Annotated in this window: 17 protein-coding genes; 16 read left to right on the top strand and 1 reads right to left on the bottom strand. The window is 61.9% G+C overall.

The genetic code is table 11. The features are described 5' to 3' along the window. From bamA to ispD, 15 genes are all read left to right on the top strand, one after another. A partial coding sequence (gene bamA, locus LU684_RS27880; protein WP_232895261.1) for an outer membrane protein assembly factor BamA occupies nucleotides 1-1,055 on the top strand: 1,055 nt, incomplete at its 5' end. A gap of 44 nt (nucleotides 1,056-1,099) precedes the next feature. After that, nucleotides 1,100-1,603, top strand: coding sequence for an OmpH family outer membrane protein (locus LU684_RS27875; RefSeq protein ID WP_012270843.1), 504 nt, complete (start codon nucleotides 1,100-1,102; stop codon nucleotides 1,601-1,603). Nucleotide 1,604: 1 nt separating this feature from the next. Then, nucleotides 1,605-2,660 carry a UDP-3-O-(3-hydroxymyristoyl)glucosamine N-acyltransferase gene (gene lpxD / locus LU684_RS27870; RefSeq protein WP_016485215.1) on the top strand — a complete coding sequence of 352 codons (1,056 nt, stop codon included), beginning with the start codon at nucleotides 1,605-1,607 and terminating at the stop codon, nucleotides 2,658-2,660. A gap of 114 nt (nucleotides 2,661-2,774) precedes the next feature. Continuing rightward, entirely contained in the window at nucleotides 2,775-3,215 is a 441-nt protein-coding gene (gene fabZ / locus LU684_RS27865) for a 3-hydroxyacyl-ACP dehydratase FabZ (RefSeq protein ID WP_008094893.1), read from the top strand. After that, a complete protein-coding gene (lpxA, locus tag LU684_RS27860; protein ID WP_016485216.1) occupies nucleotides 3,212-3,988 on the top strand; it encodes an acyl-ACP--UDP-N-acetylglucosamine O-acyltransferase in 777 nt (258 codons plus the stop codon). The genes fabZ and lpxA overlap by 4 nt, the downstream gene beginning before the upstream one ends. 1 nt (nucleotide 3,989) lies before the next feature. Then, entirely contained in the window at nucleotides 3,990-5,117 is a 1,128-nt protein-coding gene (lpxB, locus tag LU684_RS27855) for a lipid-A-disaccharide synthase (protein ID WP_060519614.1), read from the top strand. 1 nt (nucleotide 5,118) lies between these two features. Further along, nucleotides 5,119-5,742, top strand: coding sequence for a ribonuclease HII (rnhB, locus tag LU684_RS27850; RefSeq protein ID WP_232895260.1), 624 nt, complete (start codon nucleotides 5,119-5,121; stop codon nucleotides 5,740-5,742). A 209-nt stretch (nucleotides 5,743-5,951) separates the two neighbouring features. Then, nucleotides 5,952-9,476, top strand: coding sequence for a DNA polymerase III subunit alpha (dnaE, locus tag LU684_RS27845; RefSeq protein WP_016485219.1), 3,525 nt, complete (start codon nucleotides 5,952-5,954; stop codon nucleotides 9,474-9,476). 107 nt (nucleotides 9,477-9,583) lie between these two features. Continuing rightward, nucleotides 9,584-10,531 (top strand): acetyl-CoA carboxylase carboxyl transferase subunit alpha, encoded by a 948-nt coding sequence (accA, locus tag LU684_RS27840; RefSeq protein WP_024717683.1) that lies wholly within the window; start codon nucleotides 9,584-9,586, stop codon nucleotides 10,529-10,531. 132 nt (nucleotides 10,532-10,663) lie between these two features. Then, the gene (tilS, locus tag LU684_RS27835; RefSeq protein ID WP_232895259.1) at nucleotides 10,664-11,947 is read left to right on the top strand and encodes a tRNA lysidine(34) synthetase TilS; all 1,284 of its coding nucleotides are present in this window, start codon (nucleotides 10,664-10,666) and stop codon (nucleotides 11,945-11,947) included. Nucleotides 11,948-12,217: 270 nt separating this feature from the next. Then, nucleotides 12,218-13,846 (top strand): CTP synthase, encoded by a 1,629-nt coding sequence (locus tag LU684_RS27830; protein ID WP_016485222.1) that lies wholly within the window; start codon nucleotides 12,218-12,220, stop codon nucleotides 13,844-13,846. 3 nt (nucleotides 13,847-13,849) lie between these two features. Then, nucleotides 13,850-14,695: a 3-deoxy-8-phosphooctulonate synthase gene (gene kdsA / locus LU684_RS27825; RefSeq protein ID WP_012270852.1), complete on the top strand. Its 846-nt coding sequence runs from the start codon at nucleotides 13,850-13,852 to the stop codon at nucleotides 14,693-14,695. Nucleotides 14,696-14,848: 153 nt separating this feature from the next. Next, nucleotides 14,849-16,138, top strand: a complete 1,290-nt coding sequence (gene eno, locus LU684_RS27820; RefSeq protein WP_016485223.1) for a phosphopyruvate hydratase — start codon at nucleotides 14,849-14,851, stop codon at nucleotides 16,136-16,138. Nucleotides 16,139-16,306: 168 nt separating this feature from the next. Beyond that, nucleotides 16,307-16,588: a cell division protein FtsB gene (gene ftsB, locus LU684_RS27815; RefSeq protein ID WP_016485224.1), complete on the top strand. Its 282-nt coding sequence runs from the start codon at nucleotides 16,307-16,309 to the stop codon at nucleotides 16,586-16,588. Next, on the top strand, nucleotides 16,585-17,292 hold the full coding sequence (ispD, locus tag LU684_RS27810) for a 2-C-methyl-D-erythritol 4-phosphate cytidylyltransferase (protein WP_023048357.1): 708 nt from the start codon (nucleotides 16,585-16,587) through the stop codon (nucleotides 17,290-17,292). The genes ftsB and ispD overlap by 4 nt, the downstream gene beginning before the upstream one ends. 34 nt (nucleotides 17,293-17,326) lie before the next feature. Here the strand turns inward: ispD and LU684_RS27805 are convergent, their stop codons facing one another. Continuing rightward, nucleotides 17,327-18,223 carry a LysR substrate-binding domain-containing protein gene (locus LU684_RS27805; protein WP_023048356.1) on the bottom strand — a complete coding sequence of 299 codons (897 nt, stop codon included), beginning with the start codon at nucleotides 18,221-18,223 and terminating at the stop codon, nucleotides 17,327-17,329. A gap of 107 nt (nucleotides 18,224-18,330) precedes the next feature. Here LU684_RS27805 and LU684_RS27800 point away from each other — a divergent pair, with 107 nt between their 5' ends. Further along, nucleotides 18,331-19,443: an S-(hydroxymethyl)glutathione dehydrogenase/class III alcohol dehydrogenase gene (locus LU684_RS27800; protein ID WP_016485227.1), complete on the top strand. Its 1,113-nt coding sequence runs from the start codon at nucleotides 18,331-18,333 to the stop codon at nucleotides 19,441-19,443. The last annotated feature ends 5 nt before the right edge of the window (nucleotides 19,444-19,448 follow it).

Raw genomic sequence — 19,448 nt, 5'->3', positions numbered from 1 at the left:
GCCTGATCCTCGGGGGTTCGATCAGCCAGAGCAACTTCCTCGGTACCGGTAACAAGGTGTCCATCGGGCTGACCCGCTCGGAATATCAGACCCGCTACAACTTCGGCTTCGTGGACCCCTACTTCACTGCCGATGGCGTCAGCCTGGGTTACAACGCCTTCTACCGCAGCACCAACTACGACGACCTCGACGTCGACGTGGCCAGCTACGCAGTGGACAGCCTGGGTGCAGGCGTCAGCCTGGGCTACCCGATCAGCGAGACCTCGCGCCTGACATACGGCCTGAGCGTGCAGCAGGACAAGATCAAGACCGGCAAGTACACCGTTGACGAGATCTTCGACTTCCTCGATCAGGAGGGCGAAAACTTCCTGAACTTCAAGGCATCGATTGGCTGGTCCGAGTCGACCCTGAACAAAGGCGTGCTGGCCACCCGTGGTCACTCGCAAAGCCTGACCCTGGAATCCACCATTCCTGGCAGCGACTTGTCGTTCTTCAAGCTGGACTACCGTGGCCAGTTGTTCCAGCCGATCAACAACGACTACACCCTGCGCCTGCACACCGAGCTGGGCTATGGTGATGGTTATGGCAGCACTTCGGGCCTGCCGTTCTACGAGAACTACTTCGCAGGTGGCTTCAACTCCGTGCGCGGCTTCAAGGACAGCAGCCTGGGCCCGCGTAGCACGCCGAGTAAAGGTGCAGACGAAGGCGGTAAACCTGGCACCATCCGTGACCCGGATCAGGATCCGCTGCCGTTCGGTGGCAACGTGCTGGTACAGGGCGGTGTCGAGCTGCTGTTCCCGCTGCCGTTCGTCAAGGACCAGCGTTCGCTGCGCACCTCCGTGTTCTGGGACGTGGGTAACGTGTTCGACACCAACTGCGGCAACAAACCTGATTGCGAAAAGGTCGGCTTCTCGGGTATGGCCAGTTCGGTCGGCCTGGGTGTGACCTGGATTACCGCACTGGGCCCGTTGAGCTTCAGCCTGGCAATGCCGGTCAAGAAGCCGGACGATGCCGATACCCAGGTGTTCCAATTCTCTCTGGGCCAGACCTTCTAAGGTCGGCCCTTGCTTAACGACAACGGTTTATCCAGGAGTGCATCGTGCGTAAATTGGCTCAACTGGCCGTAGTGGCCGCGGCGCTGGTCGCCACCCCGGCATTCGCCGAAATGAAGGTTGCCGTCCTGAACTATCAGATGGCACTGCTCGAGTCGGATGCCGCCAAGAAATACGCGGTTGATGCCGAGAAGAAGTTCGGCCCGCAACTGACCAAGCTGAAAAGCCTCGAAAGCAGCGCCAAGGGCATCCAGGACCGCCTGATCAAAGGCGGTGACAAGATGCAGCAGCAGGAGCGTGAGCGCCTGGAGCTCGAGTTCAAGCAAAAGGCCCGTGACTTCCAGTTCCAGTCCAAGGAGCTGAACGAAGCCAAGGCCGTTGCTGATCGCGACATGCTCAAGCAACTGAAGCCGAAGCTGGATGGCGCTGTCGAGGAAGTGATCAAGAAAGGCGGTTTCGACCTGGTCCTCGAGCGTGGCGCGGTCATCGATGTCAAGCCTCAGTACGACATCACCCGCCAGGTCATCGAGCGCATGAACCAAGCCCGTTGATATGAGTGTGACCATGACGCTAGGCCAGCTGGCCGAGGCCCTCGGTGCCACCCTCAAGGGGCCCGAGGCATTGCAGATTACCGGGCTGGCCACCTTGCAGGAGGCTGGCCCCGGTCAATTGAGCTTCCTCGCCAACCCGCAGTACCGCAAGTACCTGGATAACTGCCAGGCGGGTGCGGTATTGCTCAAGGCTGCGGATGCCGAAAGCTTCGCTGGCAATGCCCTGATTGTGGCCGACCCGTACCAGGCGTATGCGCGTATTTCCCACCTGTTCGACCCCAAACCCAAGGCTGTGGCGGGAATCCATCCCAGCGCCGTGGTGGCTGGGGACGCGCAGGTGGACGCAAGCGCCAGTATCGGCCCGTTCGCGGTGATCGAAAGCGGTGCGCGCATCGAGGCTGATGTCAGCATCGGCGCGCATTGCTTCGTCGGTGCACGTTGCGTTGTAGGTGAAGGGGGCTGGCTGGCGCCGCGTGTTACGTTGTATCACGACGTCGTCATCGGCAAGCGCGTGGTCATCCAGTCGGGTGCTGTGATCGGCGGCGAGGGCTTCGGCTTTGCCAATGAGAAGGGTATCTGGCGCAAGATCGCCCAGATCGGTGGCGTCACCATTGGTGATGACGTGGAAATCGGCGTCAATACTGCCGTCGACCGTGGTGCGCTGTCCGACACGCGAATCGGTGACGGGGTCAAGCTCGACAACCAGATCCAGATCGCCCACAACGTGCAGATTGGTGACCATACGGCCATGGCCGCTTGTGTGGGCATTTCCGGCAGTACGCGTATCGGCAAGCATTGCATGCTGGCCGGGGGCGTGGGCCTGGTAGGGCACATTGATATTTGCGATAACGTATTTATTTCCGGGATGACAATGGTAACCCGTTCGATCACTGAACCCGGTTCCTATTCATCCGGCACTGCCATGCAGCCTTTGGCTGACTGGCGCAAGAGCGCTGCGCGTATCCGCCAGCTTGATGACATGGCCAAGCGCCTCCAGCAGCTGGAAAAACGCGTCGATACCGTGACCTCAGGTGGCCTGCCGACATCAGAAGGCTGATACCATTCCCTGAGCAAGAGTGAACAGTCGCTAGCTGGCTCCTCTTTGGATTGCTAAAGGAGCGTGTGTTCAGCACCTGCGCTCCCTATTCTTATTACAGGCTTCCCCCCCGAAATGATGGACATCAACGAGATTCGCGAATACCTGCCTCACCGTTACCCGTTCCTGCTGGTGGACCGGGTGACGGATCTGGACTTCGAGGCCCAGAGCATTCGTGCCTACAAGAATGTCAGCATCAACGAGCCGTTCTTCAACGGCCATTTCCCGGCGCACCCGATCATGCCGGGCGTTTTGATCATCGAAGCCATGGCCCAGGCGGCAGGCATCCTCGGTTTCAAGATGCTCGATGCCAAGCCGGCTGATGGCACCCTGTATTACTTCGTCGGTTCCGACAAGCTGCGTTTCCGTCAGCCGGTACTGCCGGGTGACCAGTTGGTGCTGGAAGCCAAGTTCCTGAGCCGCAAGAGCATGATCTGGAAATTCGAATGCCGCGCGCTGGTGGACGGCAAGCCGGTTTGCTCGGCACAGATCACATGCGCGGAACGCTCCCTATGAATTCGATTGATCCTCGGGCCATTATCGATCCGTCGGCCAAGCTGGCCGATGGTGTCGAGGTCGGCCCTTGGTCGATCGTTGGCCCCGATGTGGAAATCGGGGAGGGTACCGTTATCGGCCCGCATGTTGTGCTCAAAGGGCCGACCCGTATCGGCAAGCACAACCGTATCTTTCAGTTTTCCTCCATCGGCGAAGATACCCCGGACCTCAAGTACAAGGGGGAGCCGACGCGCCTGGTGATCGGTGATCACAATGTGTTCCGCGAAGGGGTGACCATTCACCGCGGCACCGTTCAGGACCGTGCGGAAACCACCGTGGGCGACCATAACCTGATCATGGCTTATGCCCACATCGGCCACGACAGCGTCATCGGCAACCACTGCATCCTGGTCAATAACACGGCCCTGGCAGGCCATGTGCATGTGGGGGACTGGGCGATCCTGTCCGGCTACACCCTGGTGCATCAGTATTGTCATATCGGTGCCCACGCGTTTTCCGGCATGGGCACGGCAATCGGCAAGGACGTCCCGGCCTTCGTCACCGTGTTCGGCAGCCCGGCCGAAGCCCGCAGCATGAACTTCGAAGGCATGCGCCGCCGCGGTTTCAGCGACGAGGTGATTCACGTACTGCGTCGTTGCTACAAGATTGTCTATCGTCAGAGCCTGACCGTCGAAGACGCGCTCAAGGAGCTGGCCGAGATGGCTGCGAAGCACCCTGAGGTCGAACTGTTCCGTCAGTCGATCGTGAACTCCGCCCGCGGCATCACCCGCTGACATGGCCCCGCTTTGCGTAGCCTTGGTCGCGGGTGAGGCCAGCGGCGATATCCTTGGTTCAGGCTTGATGCGTGCCCTCAAGGCGCGCCACCCCGATGTACGTTTCATTGGCGTTGGCGGCCCTTTGATGGAAGCCGAAGGGCTGCAATCGTACTTCCCCATGGAGCGCCTGGCGGTCATGGGCCTGGTCGAAGTGCTGGGGCGCCTGCGCGAGCTGCTCAAGCGCCGCAAGCTGCTGATCCAGACACTGATCGACGCAAAGCCCGATGTCTTCATCGGCATTGACGCCCCTGACTTCACCCTCAACATCGAACTGAAACTGCGTCAGGTCGGGATCAAGACCGTGCATTACGTCAGCCCGTCGGTCTGGGCCTGGCGGCAGAAGCGCGTGCTGAAAATTCGCGAAGGCTGCGACCTGATGCTGACGCTGCTGCCGTTCGAGGCGCGGTTCTATGAAGAGCAGGGCGTGCCGGTGCGTTTTGTCGGTCATCCGCTGGCCGACACCATACCGCTGCAAGCTGACCGTCTTGCAGCGCGTGCTGCGCTTGGCCTGGGCGCGGGCCCGGTGGTTGCGCTGATGCCCGGCAGCCGGGGCGGCGAAGTAGGGCGCCTGGGGGCATTGTTCCTTGACGCCGCCGAGCGTCTGCAGCAGCAGGTACCGGGCGTGCACTTCGTGCTGCCCTGCGCCAACGCCGCGCGTCGTGCCCAGGTTGAACACATGCTCGTAGGCCGGCAACTGCCGCTGACCCTGCTCGATGGCCAGTCGCACCAGGCGCTGGCAGCCTGTGATGCGGTCTTGATCGCCTCGGGTACCGCCACCCTCGAAGCACTGCTGTACAAGCGCCCCATGGTGGTAGCCTACCGTTTGGCGCCCCTGACCTACTGGATCCTCAAGCGCCTGGTCAAGAGCCCTTACGTGTCATTGCCGAACCTGCTCGCCCAGCGCGAACTGGTGCCTGAACTGTTGCAGGACGCCGCCACCAGCGATGCCCTGGCCAACACCCTCGCGCCGCTGGTGCGCGATGGCAGCCAGCAGACCGAACGTTTCGACGAAATTCACCGCACCCTGCGCCGTGACGCCTCCAACCAGGCGGCCGAGGCGGTACTGGCCTTGCTCAAGGACCGCTGACATGCAAATTGGACTGGACTTCAACCTGGTCGAGGACCTGGTCGCCGGCGTCGACGAAGTCGGCCGCGGCCCGCTGTGCGGTGCGGTGGTAACGGCGGCGGTAATCCTTGATCCGGCGCGCCCGATCCTCGGCCTGAACGACTCGAAGAAACTCACCGAAGCCAAGCGCGAGGCGTTGTTCGACGAGATCTGTGAAAAGGCCCTGAGCTTCTGCATCGCCCGTGCCGAGGTCGAAGAAATCGACCGCTTGAACATCCTGCAGGCCACAATGCTGGCCATGCAGCGCGCGGTGGAAGGCCTGCACATTACGCCGAAACTGGCCTTGATCGATGGCAACCGCTGCCCGAACCTGGCCGTTCCGGCGTCGCCGGTGGTCAAAGGCGATAGCCAGGTGCCGGCTATTGCGGCTGCCTCGATCCTGGCCAAGGTCAGCCGTGACCGTGAGATGAGCGCGTTCGAGCTGATCTACCCCGGGTATGGCATTGGTGGGCACAAGGGGTACCCGACCCCGGTGCACCTTGAGGCGTTGGCGCGGTTGGGGCCTACGCCCATTCATCGGCGTTCCTTTGCCCCGGTGCGGGCGGCCTGGGAAGCACGCGAAGGCGTCACCCATTCCCTGATCTGACCTGCCAGGGCCCTTCGCGGCCCTTTCGCTCTTGTAGGAGCAGCCTTGTGCTGCGAAAGGGCAGTCAGGTAAATGCAGTTGCTACGCCGGTACTGGCCTCTTCGCAGCACAAGGCTGCTCCTGCAGGGAGGGTGCAAGCAGCCCCAAATCTCTTCCCCATTTGAGCTACAATCCCGCCCTTGTCGTTAAGCACTGCTACAGGATCTTCCATGTCGGTTCCCTTCGTTCACCTGCGCGTCCACTCCGAATTCTCGCTGGTCGACGGCCTGGTGCGGATCAAACCGCTGGCCAAGGCGCTGGCCGGGATGAACATGCCGGCGGTGGCGATCACCGACCAGAGCAACATGTGCTCGCTGGTGAAGTTCTACAAGACGGCCATGGGCGCGGGCATCAAGCCGATCTGTGGTGCCGACCTGTGGCTGGCCGGTGCCGACCCGGAAGCCCCGCTGTCGCGCATCTGCTTCCTGGCCATGGACCCCAAGGGTTACCGCAACCTCACCGAGTTGATCTCGCGCGGCTGGACCGAAGGCCAGCGTAACGGCCTGGTCATTCTTCAGCGGGACTGGATCGCCCCTGCCAGCGAGGGCCTGATTGCCCTTTCAGCGGGCAAGGAAGGCGATATCGGCATGGCCTTGTTGTCCGGCCGGGACGAAGAAGCCCAGGCCTTGCTGCAAGACTGGATGGGCATGTTCCCCGAGCGCTTCTACGTTGAAGTACAGCGCACCAACCGCGCTCGCGACGAGGAATACGTGCACGCGGCGGTGGCGTTGGCCGACAAGCTTGGTGCCCCGCTGGTGGCCACCAACGACGTGCGTTTCATCAAGCAAGCGGACTTCGACGCCCACGAAACCCGCGTGTGCATTGGTGAAGGCTGGACCCTTGATGACCCGCGCCGCCCGCGTGGCTACAGTGACCAGCAGTACCTGAAATCGGCCGAGGAAATGGCCGAGCTGTTCAGCGACTTGCCTGATGCCATCGCCAACACCGTCGAGATCGCCAAGCGCTGCAACATCCAGGTGCAACTGGGCAAACACTTCCTGCCCGACTTTCCTACGCCGAACGGCATGGGCATCGACGATTACCTGCGTCACGTTTCCCACGAAGGCCTGGAAGAGCGCCTGGCGGTACTGTGGCCCAAAGAGACCACGCCCAATTACGAAGAGAAGCGCCAGGTGTACCTGGACCGCCTGAAATTCGAGCTGGATATCATTATCCAGATGGGCTTCCCCGGTTACTTCCTGATCGTGATGGACTTCATCAAGTGGGCCAAGAACAACGGCGTGCCGGTGGGACCTGGCCGTGGTTCGGGTGCAGGCTCGCTGGTGGCCTACGTGCTGAAGATCACCGACCTCGACCCGCTGGCCTACGACTTGCTCTTCGAGCGCTTCCTCAACCCTGAACGTGTTTCCATGCCCGACTTTGACGTCGACTTCTGCATGGACGGCCGGGACCGGGTGATCGAATATGTGGCCGATGCCTACGGGCGCAATGCGGTCAGCCAGATCATCACCTTTGGCACCATGGCCGCCAAGGCGGTGGTGCGTGACGTGGCGCGGGTGCAGGGCAAGTCCTACGGCCTGGCCGACCGCCTGTCCAAGATGATCCCGTTCGAAGTGGGCATGACCCTGGAGAAGGCCTACGAGCAGGAAGAAATTCTGCGCGACTTCCTCAAGGGTGACGAGGACGCCCGCGAAATCTGGGACATGGCGCTGAAGCTGGAAGGCGTCACCCGGGGTACCGGCAAGCACGCCGGTGGTGTGGTTATCGCGCCGACCAAGCTCACCGATTTTTCGCCGATCGCCTGTGATGAAGAGGGCGGCGGCCTGGTCACCCAGTTCGACAAGGACGACGTCGAGGCCGCCGGCCTGGTCAAGTTCGACTTCCTCGGCCTGCGTACCCTGACCATCATCAAGTGGGCGATGGAGATCATCAACCGCGAGCAGGCCAAGAAGAACCTGCCCGATCTGAACATCGACTTCATCCCGCTGGATGACCGCAAGACGTACGAGTTGCTGCAAAAAGCCGAAACAACGGCGGTGTTCCAGCTTGAATCCCGGGGCATGAAGGAGCTGATCAAGAAGCTCAAACCCGACTGCCTCGAGGACCTTATCGCACTGGTGGCGCTGTTCCGCCCGGGCCCGTTGCAGTCGGGCATGGTGGACGACTTCATCAACCGCAAGCACGGCCGTGCCGAGCTGGCCTATCCGCACCCGGATTACCAGTATGAAGGCCTGCAGCCGGTGCTGGCGCCTACCTATGGCATCATCCTGTACCAGGAACAGGTGATGCAGATCGCTCAGGTGATGGCGGGCTACACCCTCGGTGGTGCGGACATGCTGCGCCGGGCCATGGGTAAGAAAAAGCCCGAGGAAATGGCCAAGCAGCGTGGTGGTTTCATCGAAGGTTGCGCCAACAACGGCATCGATGCCGACCTGGCCGGTAACATCTTTGATCTGGTGGAAAAGTTTGCGGGGTATGGCTTCAACAAATCCCACTCCGCCGCCTATGGCCTGGTGTCCTACCAGACGGCCTGGCTGAAAACCCACTTCCCGGCGCCGTTCATGGCTGCCGTGCTGTCGGCGGATATGCATAACACCGACAAGGTGGTTGTGCTGGTAGAAGAAGTCCGCAGCATGAAGTTGCGCCTCGACGCGCCCGACGTGAACTTCTCCGACTTCAAGTTCACCGTCAACAACGACGGCCGAATCGTCTACGGTCTGGGCGCGATCAAAGGCGTCGGCGAAGGCCCGGTGGAGGCCATTGTCGAGGCCCGCGCCCAAGGCGGGCCGTTCAAGGACCTGTTCGACTTCTGTGAACGCATCGACCTCAAGCGGGTGAACAAGCGCACCCTGGATGCCCTGGTGCGCAGCGGCGCACTGGACCGCCTGGGCCCGCACTTCCATGACGAGATCAAGGCCTACCAGGCCAACATCGACATCAACCGTGCAACCTTGCTCTCGGCGCTGGGCGAAGCCATCAAGGCAGCCGAGCAGGCAGCCCATACGGCGGACAGTGGCCATGTCGACCTGTTTGGCAGCATGTTCGATGAAGCGCAAGTCGATGTCTATGCCAATCACCGCAAGGTGCGCGAGCTCACCCTCAAGGAGCGCCTGAAGGGCGAGAAGGACACCTTGGGCCTGTACCTCACCGGTCACCCGATCGACGAGTACGAGGCAGAGATCCGCCGCTTCGCCCGTCAGCGCATCATTGACCTCAAGCCGTCGCGCGAGACCCAGACTATCGCCGGCATGATCATTGCCCTGCGGGTGATGAAGAACAAGAAGGGCGACAAGATGGGCTTCGTCACCCTGGATGACCGTTCCGGCCGCATCGAGGCCTCCCTGTTCGCTGATTCCTTCATGGCGGCACAGTCTTTGCTGCAGGCCGATGCCATGGTGGTTGTCGAAGGCGAGGTCAGCAACGATGACTTTTCGGGTGGCCTGCGCCTGCGGGTGAAGCAGGTGATGACCATGGAAGATGCGCGCACCAAGCTGGCCGAGAGCCTGCGCCTGAAGGTGGCACACGAGGCGCTGAAAGGCGACCGGCTGAAGTGGCTGGGCGAGCTGATCACGCGCCATCGCGGTGCTTGCCCGATTACCCTGGAGTACACCGGCAGCGACGCCAAGGCCATGCTGCAGTTCGGTGAGCAGTGGTCGATCGACCCGGCCGACGGGCTGATTCAGGCGCTGCGTGACCAGTTCGGGCGTGAGAACGTCTTCCTGCAATATCGTTGAACCGACCCAAAATTTAATCTCGACCTGAATGCGCCTGATCCCTTAAGGTATGGCGCCAAACGGATCAACCGGCCGGCCGCCTGGCCGTAGACCCAAGACGGATGACTATGAACCCGAATTTTCTCGATTTCGAACAGCCGATTGCCGACCTGCAAGCCAAGATCGAAGGCCTGCGCCTGGTAGGCAACGACAATTCGCTGAACATCAGCGATGAAATTGCCCGTCTGCAAGACAAGAGCAACACACTGACCGAAAGCATCTTCGGCAACCTGACCAGCTGGCAGATCGCCCGCCTGGCACGTCACCCGCGTCGTCCTTACACCCTGGACTACCTGGAGCACATCTTCACCGAGTTCGAAGAGCTGCACGGTGACCGCCACTTCTCCGACGACGCCGCCATCGTAGGTGGTACCGCGCGCCTGGATGGCAAGCCGGTCATGGTCATCGGCCACCAGAAGGGCCGTGAAGTGCGCGAAAAGGTACGCCGCAACTTCGGCATGCCGCGCCCGGAGGGCTACCGCAAGGCGTGCCGCCTGATGGAAATGGCCGAGCGCTTCAAGATGCCGATCCTGACCTTCATCGACACCCCGGGTGCCTACCCGGGCATCGACGCCGAAGAGCGCAACCAGAGCGAGGCAATCGCCTGGAACCTGCGCGTGATGGCGCGCCTGAAAACCCCGATCATCGCCACCGTGATCGGTGAGGGCGGGTCTGGCGGTGCACTGGCGATCGGCGTGTGTGACCAGCTGAACATGCTGCAATACTCCACCTACTCGGTGATCTCGCCGGAAGGTTGCGCTTCGATCCTGTGGAAGACTGCCGACAAGGCGTGCGACGCAGCCGAGGCAATGGGCATCACTGCCGAGCGCCTGAAGAGCCTGAACATCGTCGACAAGGTCATCCAGGAGCCGTTGGGCGGCGCCCATCGTGACCCGGTGAAAGTGTCGGAAAGCATCCGCGCTGACCTGATACAGCAGCTGGACATGCTCGGCAAGCTGGACAACGACGCGCTGTTGGCTCGCCGTTACGAGCGCCTGATGAGTTACGGCCTCTGACATACCAAAGGGGCCGCTCTGCGGCCCATTCGCCGGCAAGCCGGGCTCCCACGGTGAGCTTTGTGGGAGCCTGGCTTGCCGGCGAATGGGGTGCAAAGCCCCCCCGGCACTCTCAAGCCATGTGAGGCCCTCATGATCAACCTCACCCCCTGGCTGCAAGCCCCCACCTGGTACATAGCCTTCTCCGGTGGTCTCGACTCCACCGTCCTCCTGCACCTGCTGGCCACCCACGCCCGCAACCACGCTTCCCCCCCGCTGCGCGCCATCCATATCCACCACGGCCTGCAAGCCGCGGCCGACGCCTGGCCTGCCCACTGCCAAGCCATCTGCGACAACTTTGGCATCGAACTTCAGGTCATTCACGTCCAGGTCACTCCCGGCGCCAGCCTCGAACAGGCTGCCCGCAACGCTCGCTATGCCGCTTTCGAGCAAGCCTTGGGCCAAGGCGACATGCTGTTTACCGGGCAGCACCGCGACGACCAGGCTGAAACGCTGTTGTTCCGCCTGTTGCGCGGCGCCGGCCTGCGTGGCCTGGCGGCGATGCCTGCGCAGCGGGCGCTAGGGCAGGGCAGCCTGATCAGGCCGTTGCTGGGTTGTTCACGCCAGCAACTGCATGACTATGCCCGGGTGAACGGGCTTGCATGGATTGAAGACCCTTCGAATAGCGACACACAATTTGCCCGCAACTACCTGCGTGGCGAGGTGTTCCCGCACTTGCAGCAACGTTGGCCGCAGGCCGGCCAGAACTTCGCTCGTGCCGCCGAGCACCTGGGTGAAGCGCTGGGCCTGCTGGACGAACTGGCCCAGAGCGACCTGGCGGCTGCGCAAGAAGGCGCGCCCCTTGCCTGGTCGGGACTGGAATCCCTCGACCTGGCCGCCCTGGTGACGCTGTCGCCGGCCCGTCAGCGTAATGCCGTTCAATATTGGCTGAGCCGGCGCACCCGTCTGCCCGACGCCCGGCATTGGGCTGGCTGGGGCGACCTGCGCGATGCCGCCGCCGATGCCCAGCCCGTCTGGCGGCTTGCCGATGGGGAGCTGGTGCGCAGCCAAGGTCGCATCTGGTGGCTGAGCGGCGACTGGTTGCAGCAGCCTGTCGGCGAACTAGCCTGGCTCAATTCAGCTGCTGCCCTGGTGCTGCCAGGAAACGGCAGGGTGCGTCTTGATGTCGCCGGGCCGCTGGCTGGCCTGCGCATTGCCTACCGCCAGGGCGGCGAAAGGCTGGAGGTCCCAGGGCGCGGCCAGCGCGACCTCAAGCGCCTGCTCAATGAGCAGCAGGTGCCGCATTTCCTGCGTCCGCGCCTGCCATTGCTCTATCAGGGCGGGCGCCTGCTGGCGGTGGCCAACCTGCCCGGGCTGGTGCAGGCGGATTGCCAGCTGCATTGGCAGTTGCCGACCAGCGCGCAAGGTTTGAGATGAAGGGTACATTCCGGTAGACTACCCTCCCTTCTTGATACAACTTCTGTGGCTTCCGCGAAAACACAGGGGTTGCCGATTACCAAGCAGTTTTTTGCTGGGCTGAATTCTGGAAATGACGAGCGAGCTCCATGCCGGGGATACCCCTGGTCTGTACAGACGCGACAGTTTTTCGAGATGCACTGTGATTGACGCAGGTGATCGGGGGCTTCGGCCTTCCTTCGCTTTCTCCGGCGGCGCTGGCCGCCTTAACGCAGACTTCTAGGGTTTTTCATGACGCGCTACATATTCGTCACGGGCGGTGTTGTTTCTTCATTGGGGAAAGGCATTGCCTCGGCTTCCCTGGCGGCCATCCTGGAAGCGCGGGGCCTGAAGGTCACCATGCTCAAGCTGGATCCGTACATCAACGTCGACCCGGGCACCATGAGCCCGTTCCAGCACGGGGAAGTGTTCGTCACCCAGGATGGCGCCGAGACTGACCTCGACCTGGGCCACTACGAGCGGTTCATCCGCACCACCATGACCCAGAACAACAACTTCACCACCGGTCGCATTTACGAGCACGTGCTGCGTAAAGAGCGTCGTGGTGACTATCTGGGCGCGACCATCCAGGTCATTCCGCACATCACCGACGAAATCAAGCGTCGTATCATCAAGGGTGCCGGCGATGCCGACGTGGCCCTGGTGGAAATCGGCGGTACCGTGGGTGACATCGAGTCGCAGCCGTTCCTTGAGGCGATCCGCCAGCTGCGCGTCGAAGTGGGCTCCAAGCGCGCCATGCTGATGCACCTGACCCTGGTCCCGTACATCGCCACCGCTGGCGAAACCAAGACCAAGCCGACCCAGCACTCGGTCAAGGAGCTGCGCTCCATCGGCTTGCAGCCTGACGTGCTGATCTGCCGCTCCGACCACCCGGTCGATGCCTCGTCGCGTCGCAAGATTGCGCTGTTCACCAACGTTGAAGAGCGTGCGGTGATTTCGCTGGAAGATGTCGACACCATCTACAAGATCCCGGGCGTGCTGCACGCTCAGGGCCTGGACGACTTCGTCGTCGAACGTTTCGGTTTGCAGTGCAATGGTGCCGACCTGTCCGAGTGGGACAAAGTGGTCGATGCCAAGCTCAACCCGGAGCATGAAGTGACCATCGCCATGGTCGGCAAGTACATGGAGCTGCTGGATGCGTACAAGTCGCTGATCGAAGCGATGAGCCACGCCGGCATCACCAACCGCACCAAGGTAAACCTGCGCTATATCGACTCGGAAGACATCGAGAACCAGGGTACCAGCCTGCTCGAGGGCGCCGACGCCATTCTGGTGCCGGGCGGTTTCGGCCTGCGTGGCGTGGAAGGCAAGATCACCGCGGTGCAGTATGCCCGTGAGAACAAAGTACCGTACCTGGGCATCTGCCTGGGCATGCAGGTGGCCGTGATCGAGTTTGCCCGTAACGTGATGGGCTGGAAAGACGCCAACTCCACCGAATTCGACCGCAACAGCGGCCACCCGGTGGTCGGCCTGATCACCGAGTGGGCAGATGCCACCGGCGCCGTCGAAACCCGTACCGAGGCTTCCGACCTGGGCGGCACCATGCGCCTGGGCGCACAGGATTGCCAACTGGCCGCCGGCTCCAAGGTGCACGACTGCTACAACAAGGACGTGATCACCGAGCGTCACCGTCACCGCTACGAAGTGAACAACAACCTGCTGCCGCAACTGGTCGATGCTGGCCTGGTGGTTTCCGGTCGTTCCGAAGACGGTGCGCTGGTGGAAGTGGTCGAGTCCAAGGACCACCCATGGTTCGTCGCCTGCCAGTTCCACCCGGAATTCACCTCCACCCCGCGTGACGGCCACCCGCTGTTCAGTGGTTTCGTCAAGGCAGCCCTGGCTCAGAAGAACAAGGCCTGATCAATGACCCAGAAGATCATTCGCGTCGGTAACATCGAGATCGCCAACGACAAGCCGTTCGTCCTGTTCGGCGGCATGAACGTCCTGGAGTCCCGTGACCTGGCAATGAAGGTCTGCGAAGAGTACGTGCGGGTGACCGAGAAGCTCGGTATCCCGTACGTGTTCAAGGCGAGTTTCGACAAGGCCAACCGTTCGTCGGTAACGTCCTACCGTGGTCCGGGCATGGAAGAAGGGCTGAAGATCTTCGAAGAGATCAAGCGCACCTTCAACGTGCCGGTGATCACCGATGTGCACGAGCCTTACCAGGCCGAGCCTGTTGCCAAGGTATGCGACATCATCCAGCTGCCGGCCTTCCTGTCGCGGCAGACCGACCTGGTGGTTGCCATGGCCAAGACCGGCGCGGTGATCAACATCAAGAAAGCCCAGTTCCTCGCACCCCAGGAAATGAAACATATCCTGGCCAAGTGCGAAGAGGCCGGTAACGACCAGTTGATCCTCTGCGAGCGCGGTTCTAGCTTCGGCTACAACAACCTGGTGGTGGACATGCTCGGCTTCGGCATCATGAAGCAGTTCGAGTATCCGGTATTCTTTGACGTGACCCACGCCCTGCAGATGCCGGGCGGCCGTAGCGATTCCGCCGGCGGCCGTCGCGCCCAGGTCACCGACCTGGCCAAGGCAGGCATGAGCCAGGGGCTGGCCGGCCTGTTCCTTGAAGCCCACCCCGACCCGGACAACGCCAAGTGCGATGGCCCATGCGCCCTGCGCCTGGACAAACTGGAGCCATTCCTGGCCCAGCTCAAGCAACTGGATGACCTGGTAAAAAGTTTTCCGACGGTAGAAACCGCGTAAAGCTCATTTCTCGGGTAAAGTAGCGCCCGATCCACCCCTGACCAATCGGTCAGGGGCTCCCTTCACCCGGCCTGCCCACTGCAAACCCGCCTGGTGAACGGCAAGAATTTCTTAAGCTAGGTTGTTTTCGTCAATTCTGGAGTGCTTACAACAATGGCAAAAATCGTCGACATCAAAGGTCGTGAAGTTCTCGATTCGCGTGGCAACCCCACCGTGGAAGCCGATGTACTGCTCGACAACGGCATCATCGGCAGCGCTTGCGCGCCGTCCGGTGCTTCCACCGGCTCGCGCGAAGCGCTGGAGCTGCGTGATGGCGACAAGAGCCGTTACCTGGGCAAGGGCGTGCTGAAAGCCGTCGGCAACATCAACGGCCCGATCCGTGAGCTGCTGCTGGGCAAGGACCCTTCCGACCAGAAGGCCCTGGACCGCGCCATGATCGAACTGGACGGTACCGAGAACAAGGCCAAACTGGGCGCCAACGCCATCCTGGCTGTTTCCCTGGCTGCCGCCAAGGCCGCTGCCCAGGACCAGGACCTGCCGCTGTACGCGCATATCGCCAACCTGAACGGCACCCCAGGCCAGTACTCGATGCCGGTTCCGATGATGAACATCATCAACGGTGGCGAGCACGCCGACAACAACGTCGATATCCAGGAGTTCATGGTTCAGCCGGTTGGCGCCAAGACCTTCTCCGACGGCCTGCGCATGGGTACCGAAATCTTCCACCACCTCAAAGCCGTGCTGAAGGCCCGTGGCCTGAACACCGCCGTAGGTGATGAAGGTGGCTTCGCCCCTAACCTGGCATCCAACGAAGACGCCCTGGGCGCCATCGCTGAAGCCGTTGAAAAGGCCGGCTACAAGCTGGGCACCGATGTCACCCTGGCCCTGGACTGCGCGGCTTCCGAATTCTACGAAGACGGCAAGTACAACCTGTCTGGTGAAGGCAAGTCGTTCGATGCCGAAGGCTTCGCCGAGTACCTGAAAGGCCTGACCGAGCGCTTCCCGATCATCTCGATCGAAGACGGCCTGGACGAGTCCGACTGGGCTGGCTGGAAGATCCTCACTGACAAGATCGGCGAGAAGGTACAGTTGGTTGGCGACGACCTGTTCGTGACCAACACCAAGATCCTCAAAGAAGGCATCGAGAAGGGCATCGGTAACTCGATCCTGATCAAGTTCAACCAGATCGGCTCGCTGACCGAAACCCTGGAAGCCATCCAGATGGCCAAGGCTGCGGGCTACACCGCGGTGATCTCGCACCGTTCCGGTGAAACCGAAGATTCGACCATTGCCGACCTGGCCGTGGGTACCGCTGCCGGTCAGATCAAGACCGGTTCGCTGTGCCGTTCCGATCGCGTTTCCAAGTACAACCAACTGCTGCGCATCGAAGAGCAACTGGGTGCCAAAGCGGTTTACCGTGGTCGTGCCGAGTTTCGCGGCTAAGCAAGAGATGGTAAAAAGACAGCAGCCGGAGCTGTAGGAACGTTCTTACTGAACTTTACTGCGTTCCAACGGGTTTCTGTCTACGAAGCCTGGCCTCGGCCAGGCTTCGTGCTATTTGAGACCCCGAAATGCATAGTGTGCGGCGGTCTTTTTAACCTGGATACCTAGATGCGCAGTCCTTATTGGTTGTTCCTCGTCCTGCTCCTGCTGCTGGGTGGCCTGCAGTACCGCCTGTGGGTGGGTAGTGGCAGCCTGGCGCAAGTGACCGAGCTGAAGCAGCAGATTGCCGAGCAGCATGCCGAGAACGAGCGTCTGCTCGAGCGTAACCGTGTGCTCGATGCCGAAGTGCTGGAGCTGAAAAAAGGCATGGAGACCGTTGAAGAGCGGGCTCGCCACGAATTGGGAATGGTCAAAGAGGGCGAAACCCTCTTCCAGTTGCCACAGAAATGATCGATACGTTGCCGGCCTTCTGGGCCGTGATTCCTGCTGCGGGCGTAGGTGCCCGCATGGCTGCCGACCGCCCCAAGCAATACCTGGAGCTGGCCGGGCGGACCCTGCTCGAGCACAGCCTCGACTGTTTTCTTGGCCACTCGGCGCTCAACGGCGTGGTGGTCAGCCTAGCTGAAGATGACCCGTACTGGCCGGCCCTGCGTTGTGCCAGCGACTCGCGCATCCAGCGCGCGGCGGGCGGGCGTGAGCGCGCCGACTCGGTGCTCAACGCTTTGCTGTTACTGCATGCCCAGGGGGCCTCGGACAGCGACTGGGTGCTGGTGCACGATGCCGCGCGGCCAAACCTTGCGCGCAGCGACCTGGACAAGTTGTTGTCGGAGCTGGCGGACGACCCGGTGGGTGGCCTGCTGGCGGTGCCGGCGCGTGACACCCTCAAGCGTGCCGACAGCAATGGCCGGGTGAGCGCTACCGTGGACCGCAGTACCATCTGGCAGGCGTATACCCCGCAGATGTTCCGCCTGGGGGCGTTGCACCGGGCGCTGGCCGAGTGCCTGGTGTCGGATGTGGTGGTGACCGATGAGGCTTCTGCCATCGAATGGTCCGGCCAGGCGCCGCGGCTGGTGGAAGGGCGCAGTGACAATATCAAGGTGACCCGGCCCGAAGACCTGGAATGGTTGCGCCAACGCTGGGCGGGTAGGCGCTGAAATCGCCGGGTCCGCTCTGCGGCCCCCTTTGCCATCAGATCCCGCGATATTCCGGCAACCCCGCCAACCCTTCCTTCAGGTAATCCACCAGTCGCCGCACCTTCGGTGACAGGTGCCGCTGCTGCGGATACAGCGCCCACACCGCCGTATTCGGCGGCTGGTGCGCCTCAAGCAAGGACACCAGCGCACCGCTGTTCAGGTGCTCCAGCACGTAGTAATCCGGCAACTGACACAACCCTATCCCTTGCAGCGCCGCATCCAGCACCGCCTGGCCACTGTTGCAGCGCCAGTTGCCCTGTATTCGCTGGCTGATCTCGCGGCCGTCCTGCTGCAGCGCCCACAAGTCCGAACTGCCCACCAGGCAATTGTGCCGCGCCAGTTCCGACAGGCTGTGCGGCCGGCCGTAACGCTCCAGGTAGGCCGGCGAGGCGCACAGGTACATGCGTCGCGGCGCCAGGCGAGTGGCCACTAGCCGAGAGTCGGCAAGGCGGCCCAGGCGAATGGCCAGGTCCATGCCTTCATGCAGCAGGTCGAGTGTGTGGTTGCTCAGTTCCACATCCACCCGCAACTGGGGGTACAGCGCCATGAACCGTGTCACCAGCGGCACGATGAAGCGCTCGCCGTAGGCTACCGCGCAGGTCATGCGCAGCAAGCCCTTGGGCTCGCTGGCCAGGTCGCCCATGGCGCGCAGGGCTTCTTCGCGGCCATCCTGCAAACGCTGGCAATGCTGCAGAAAGGTCTGCCCGGCCTCGCTCAGGGTTACCCGGCGCGTGCTGCGATACAGCAGGCGGGTCTGCAGGCGCTCTTCCAGACGGGCGATTTGCCGGCTGATGTGCGACGACGAAACCCCCAGGCGTTCGGCGGCTGCAGTGAACTGGCCCGATTCTGCCACCGCGACAAATTCGTCGATGCCTTCCCAGCGGCTGCTCATGGATTATCCCTGTGTGGCAATAATGTTTTGTCTTTGGCCGGATTATTCATCAAAAGGCGGTGAATTACACTGTGAGACTGAATCGCCCCTCTATTTGGAGACCTTTGATGATCAAGTCCCGTGCTGCTGTAGCCTTCGAAGCCAAAAAACCCTTGGAAATCGTCGAAGTCGACGTGGCCATGCCCAAGGCCGGGGAAGTGCTGCTGCGTGTGGTCGCCAGTGGTGTCTGCCACACTGATGCCTACACCCTGTCGGGTGCTGACCCGGAAGGCATCTTCCCGTCGATCCTCGGCCACGAAGGCGGCGCGATCGTCGAAGCGGTAGGCGAGGGCGTGACCTCGGTGGCCGTCGGCGACCACGTGATCCCGCTGTACACCCCGGAATGCGGCAAGTGCAAGTTCTGCCTGTCGGGCAAGACCAACCTGTGCCAGGCCATCCGTGCTACCCAGGGCAAGGGCCTGATGCCGGACGGCACCACGCGCTTCTCGTACAAGGGCCAGCAGCTGTTCCACTACATGGGCACCTCGACCTTCTCCGAGTACACCGTGCTGCCGGAAATCTCCGTGGCCAAGATCCAGAAAGAAGCCCCACTGGAAAAAGTCTGCCTGCTGGGCTGTGGCGTCACCACCGGTATCGGCGCGGTGCTCAACACCGCCAAGGTCAAGCCGGGTGACACCGTGGCCATCTTCGGCCTGGGCGGCATCGGCCTGTCGGCGGTGATCGGTGCGGTCAAGGCCAAGGCCGCGCGCATCATCGCCATCGACATCAACCCGGCCAAGTTCGAGATTGCCCGCCAACTGGGTGCCACCGACTGTATCAACCCGAAAGACTACGACCGCCCGATCCAGGAAGTGATTGTCGACCTCACCGACGGTGGCGTGGACTTCTCCTTCGAGTGCATCGGCAACGTGCAACTGATGCGCGCTGCTCTGGAATGCTGCCACAAGGGCTGGGGCGAGTCGGTCATCATCGGTGTAGCCGGTGCCGGCCAGGAAATTGCCACCCGTCCGTTCCAGCTGGTCACCGGGCGCGTCTGGCGTGGTTCGGCGTTCGGCGGCGTGCGTGGCCGCAGCGAGCTGCCGAGCTACGTGGAAATGTCCGAAAAGGGCGAGATTCCGCTGGATACCTTCATCACCCATACCATGGGCCTGGAAGACATCAACAAAGCCTTCGACCTGATGCATGAAGGCAAGAGCATCCGCAGCGTGATCCACTTCTGAGGTGT

The organism is Pseudomonas sp. NMI542_15 (assembly GCF_021283425.1).
Lineage (GTDB): Bacteria > Pseudomonadota > Gammaproteobacteria > Pseudomonadales > Pseudomonadaceae > Aquipseudomonas > Aquipseudomonas fortuita.
The sequence above is the reverse complement of the archived record's forward strand: the minus strand, read 5'-3'. Positions and strand labels throughout refer to the sequence as shown.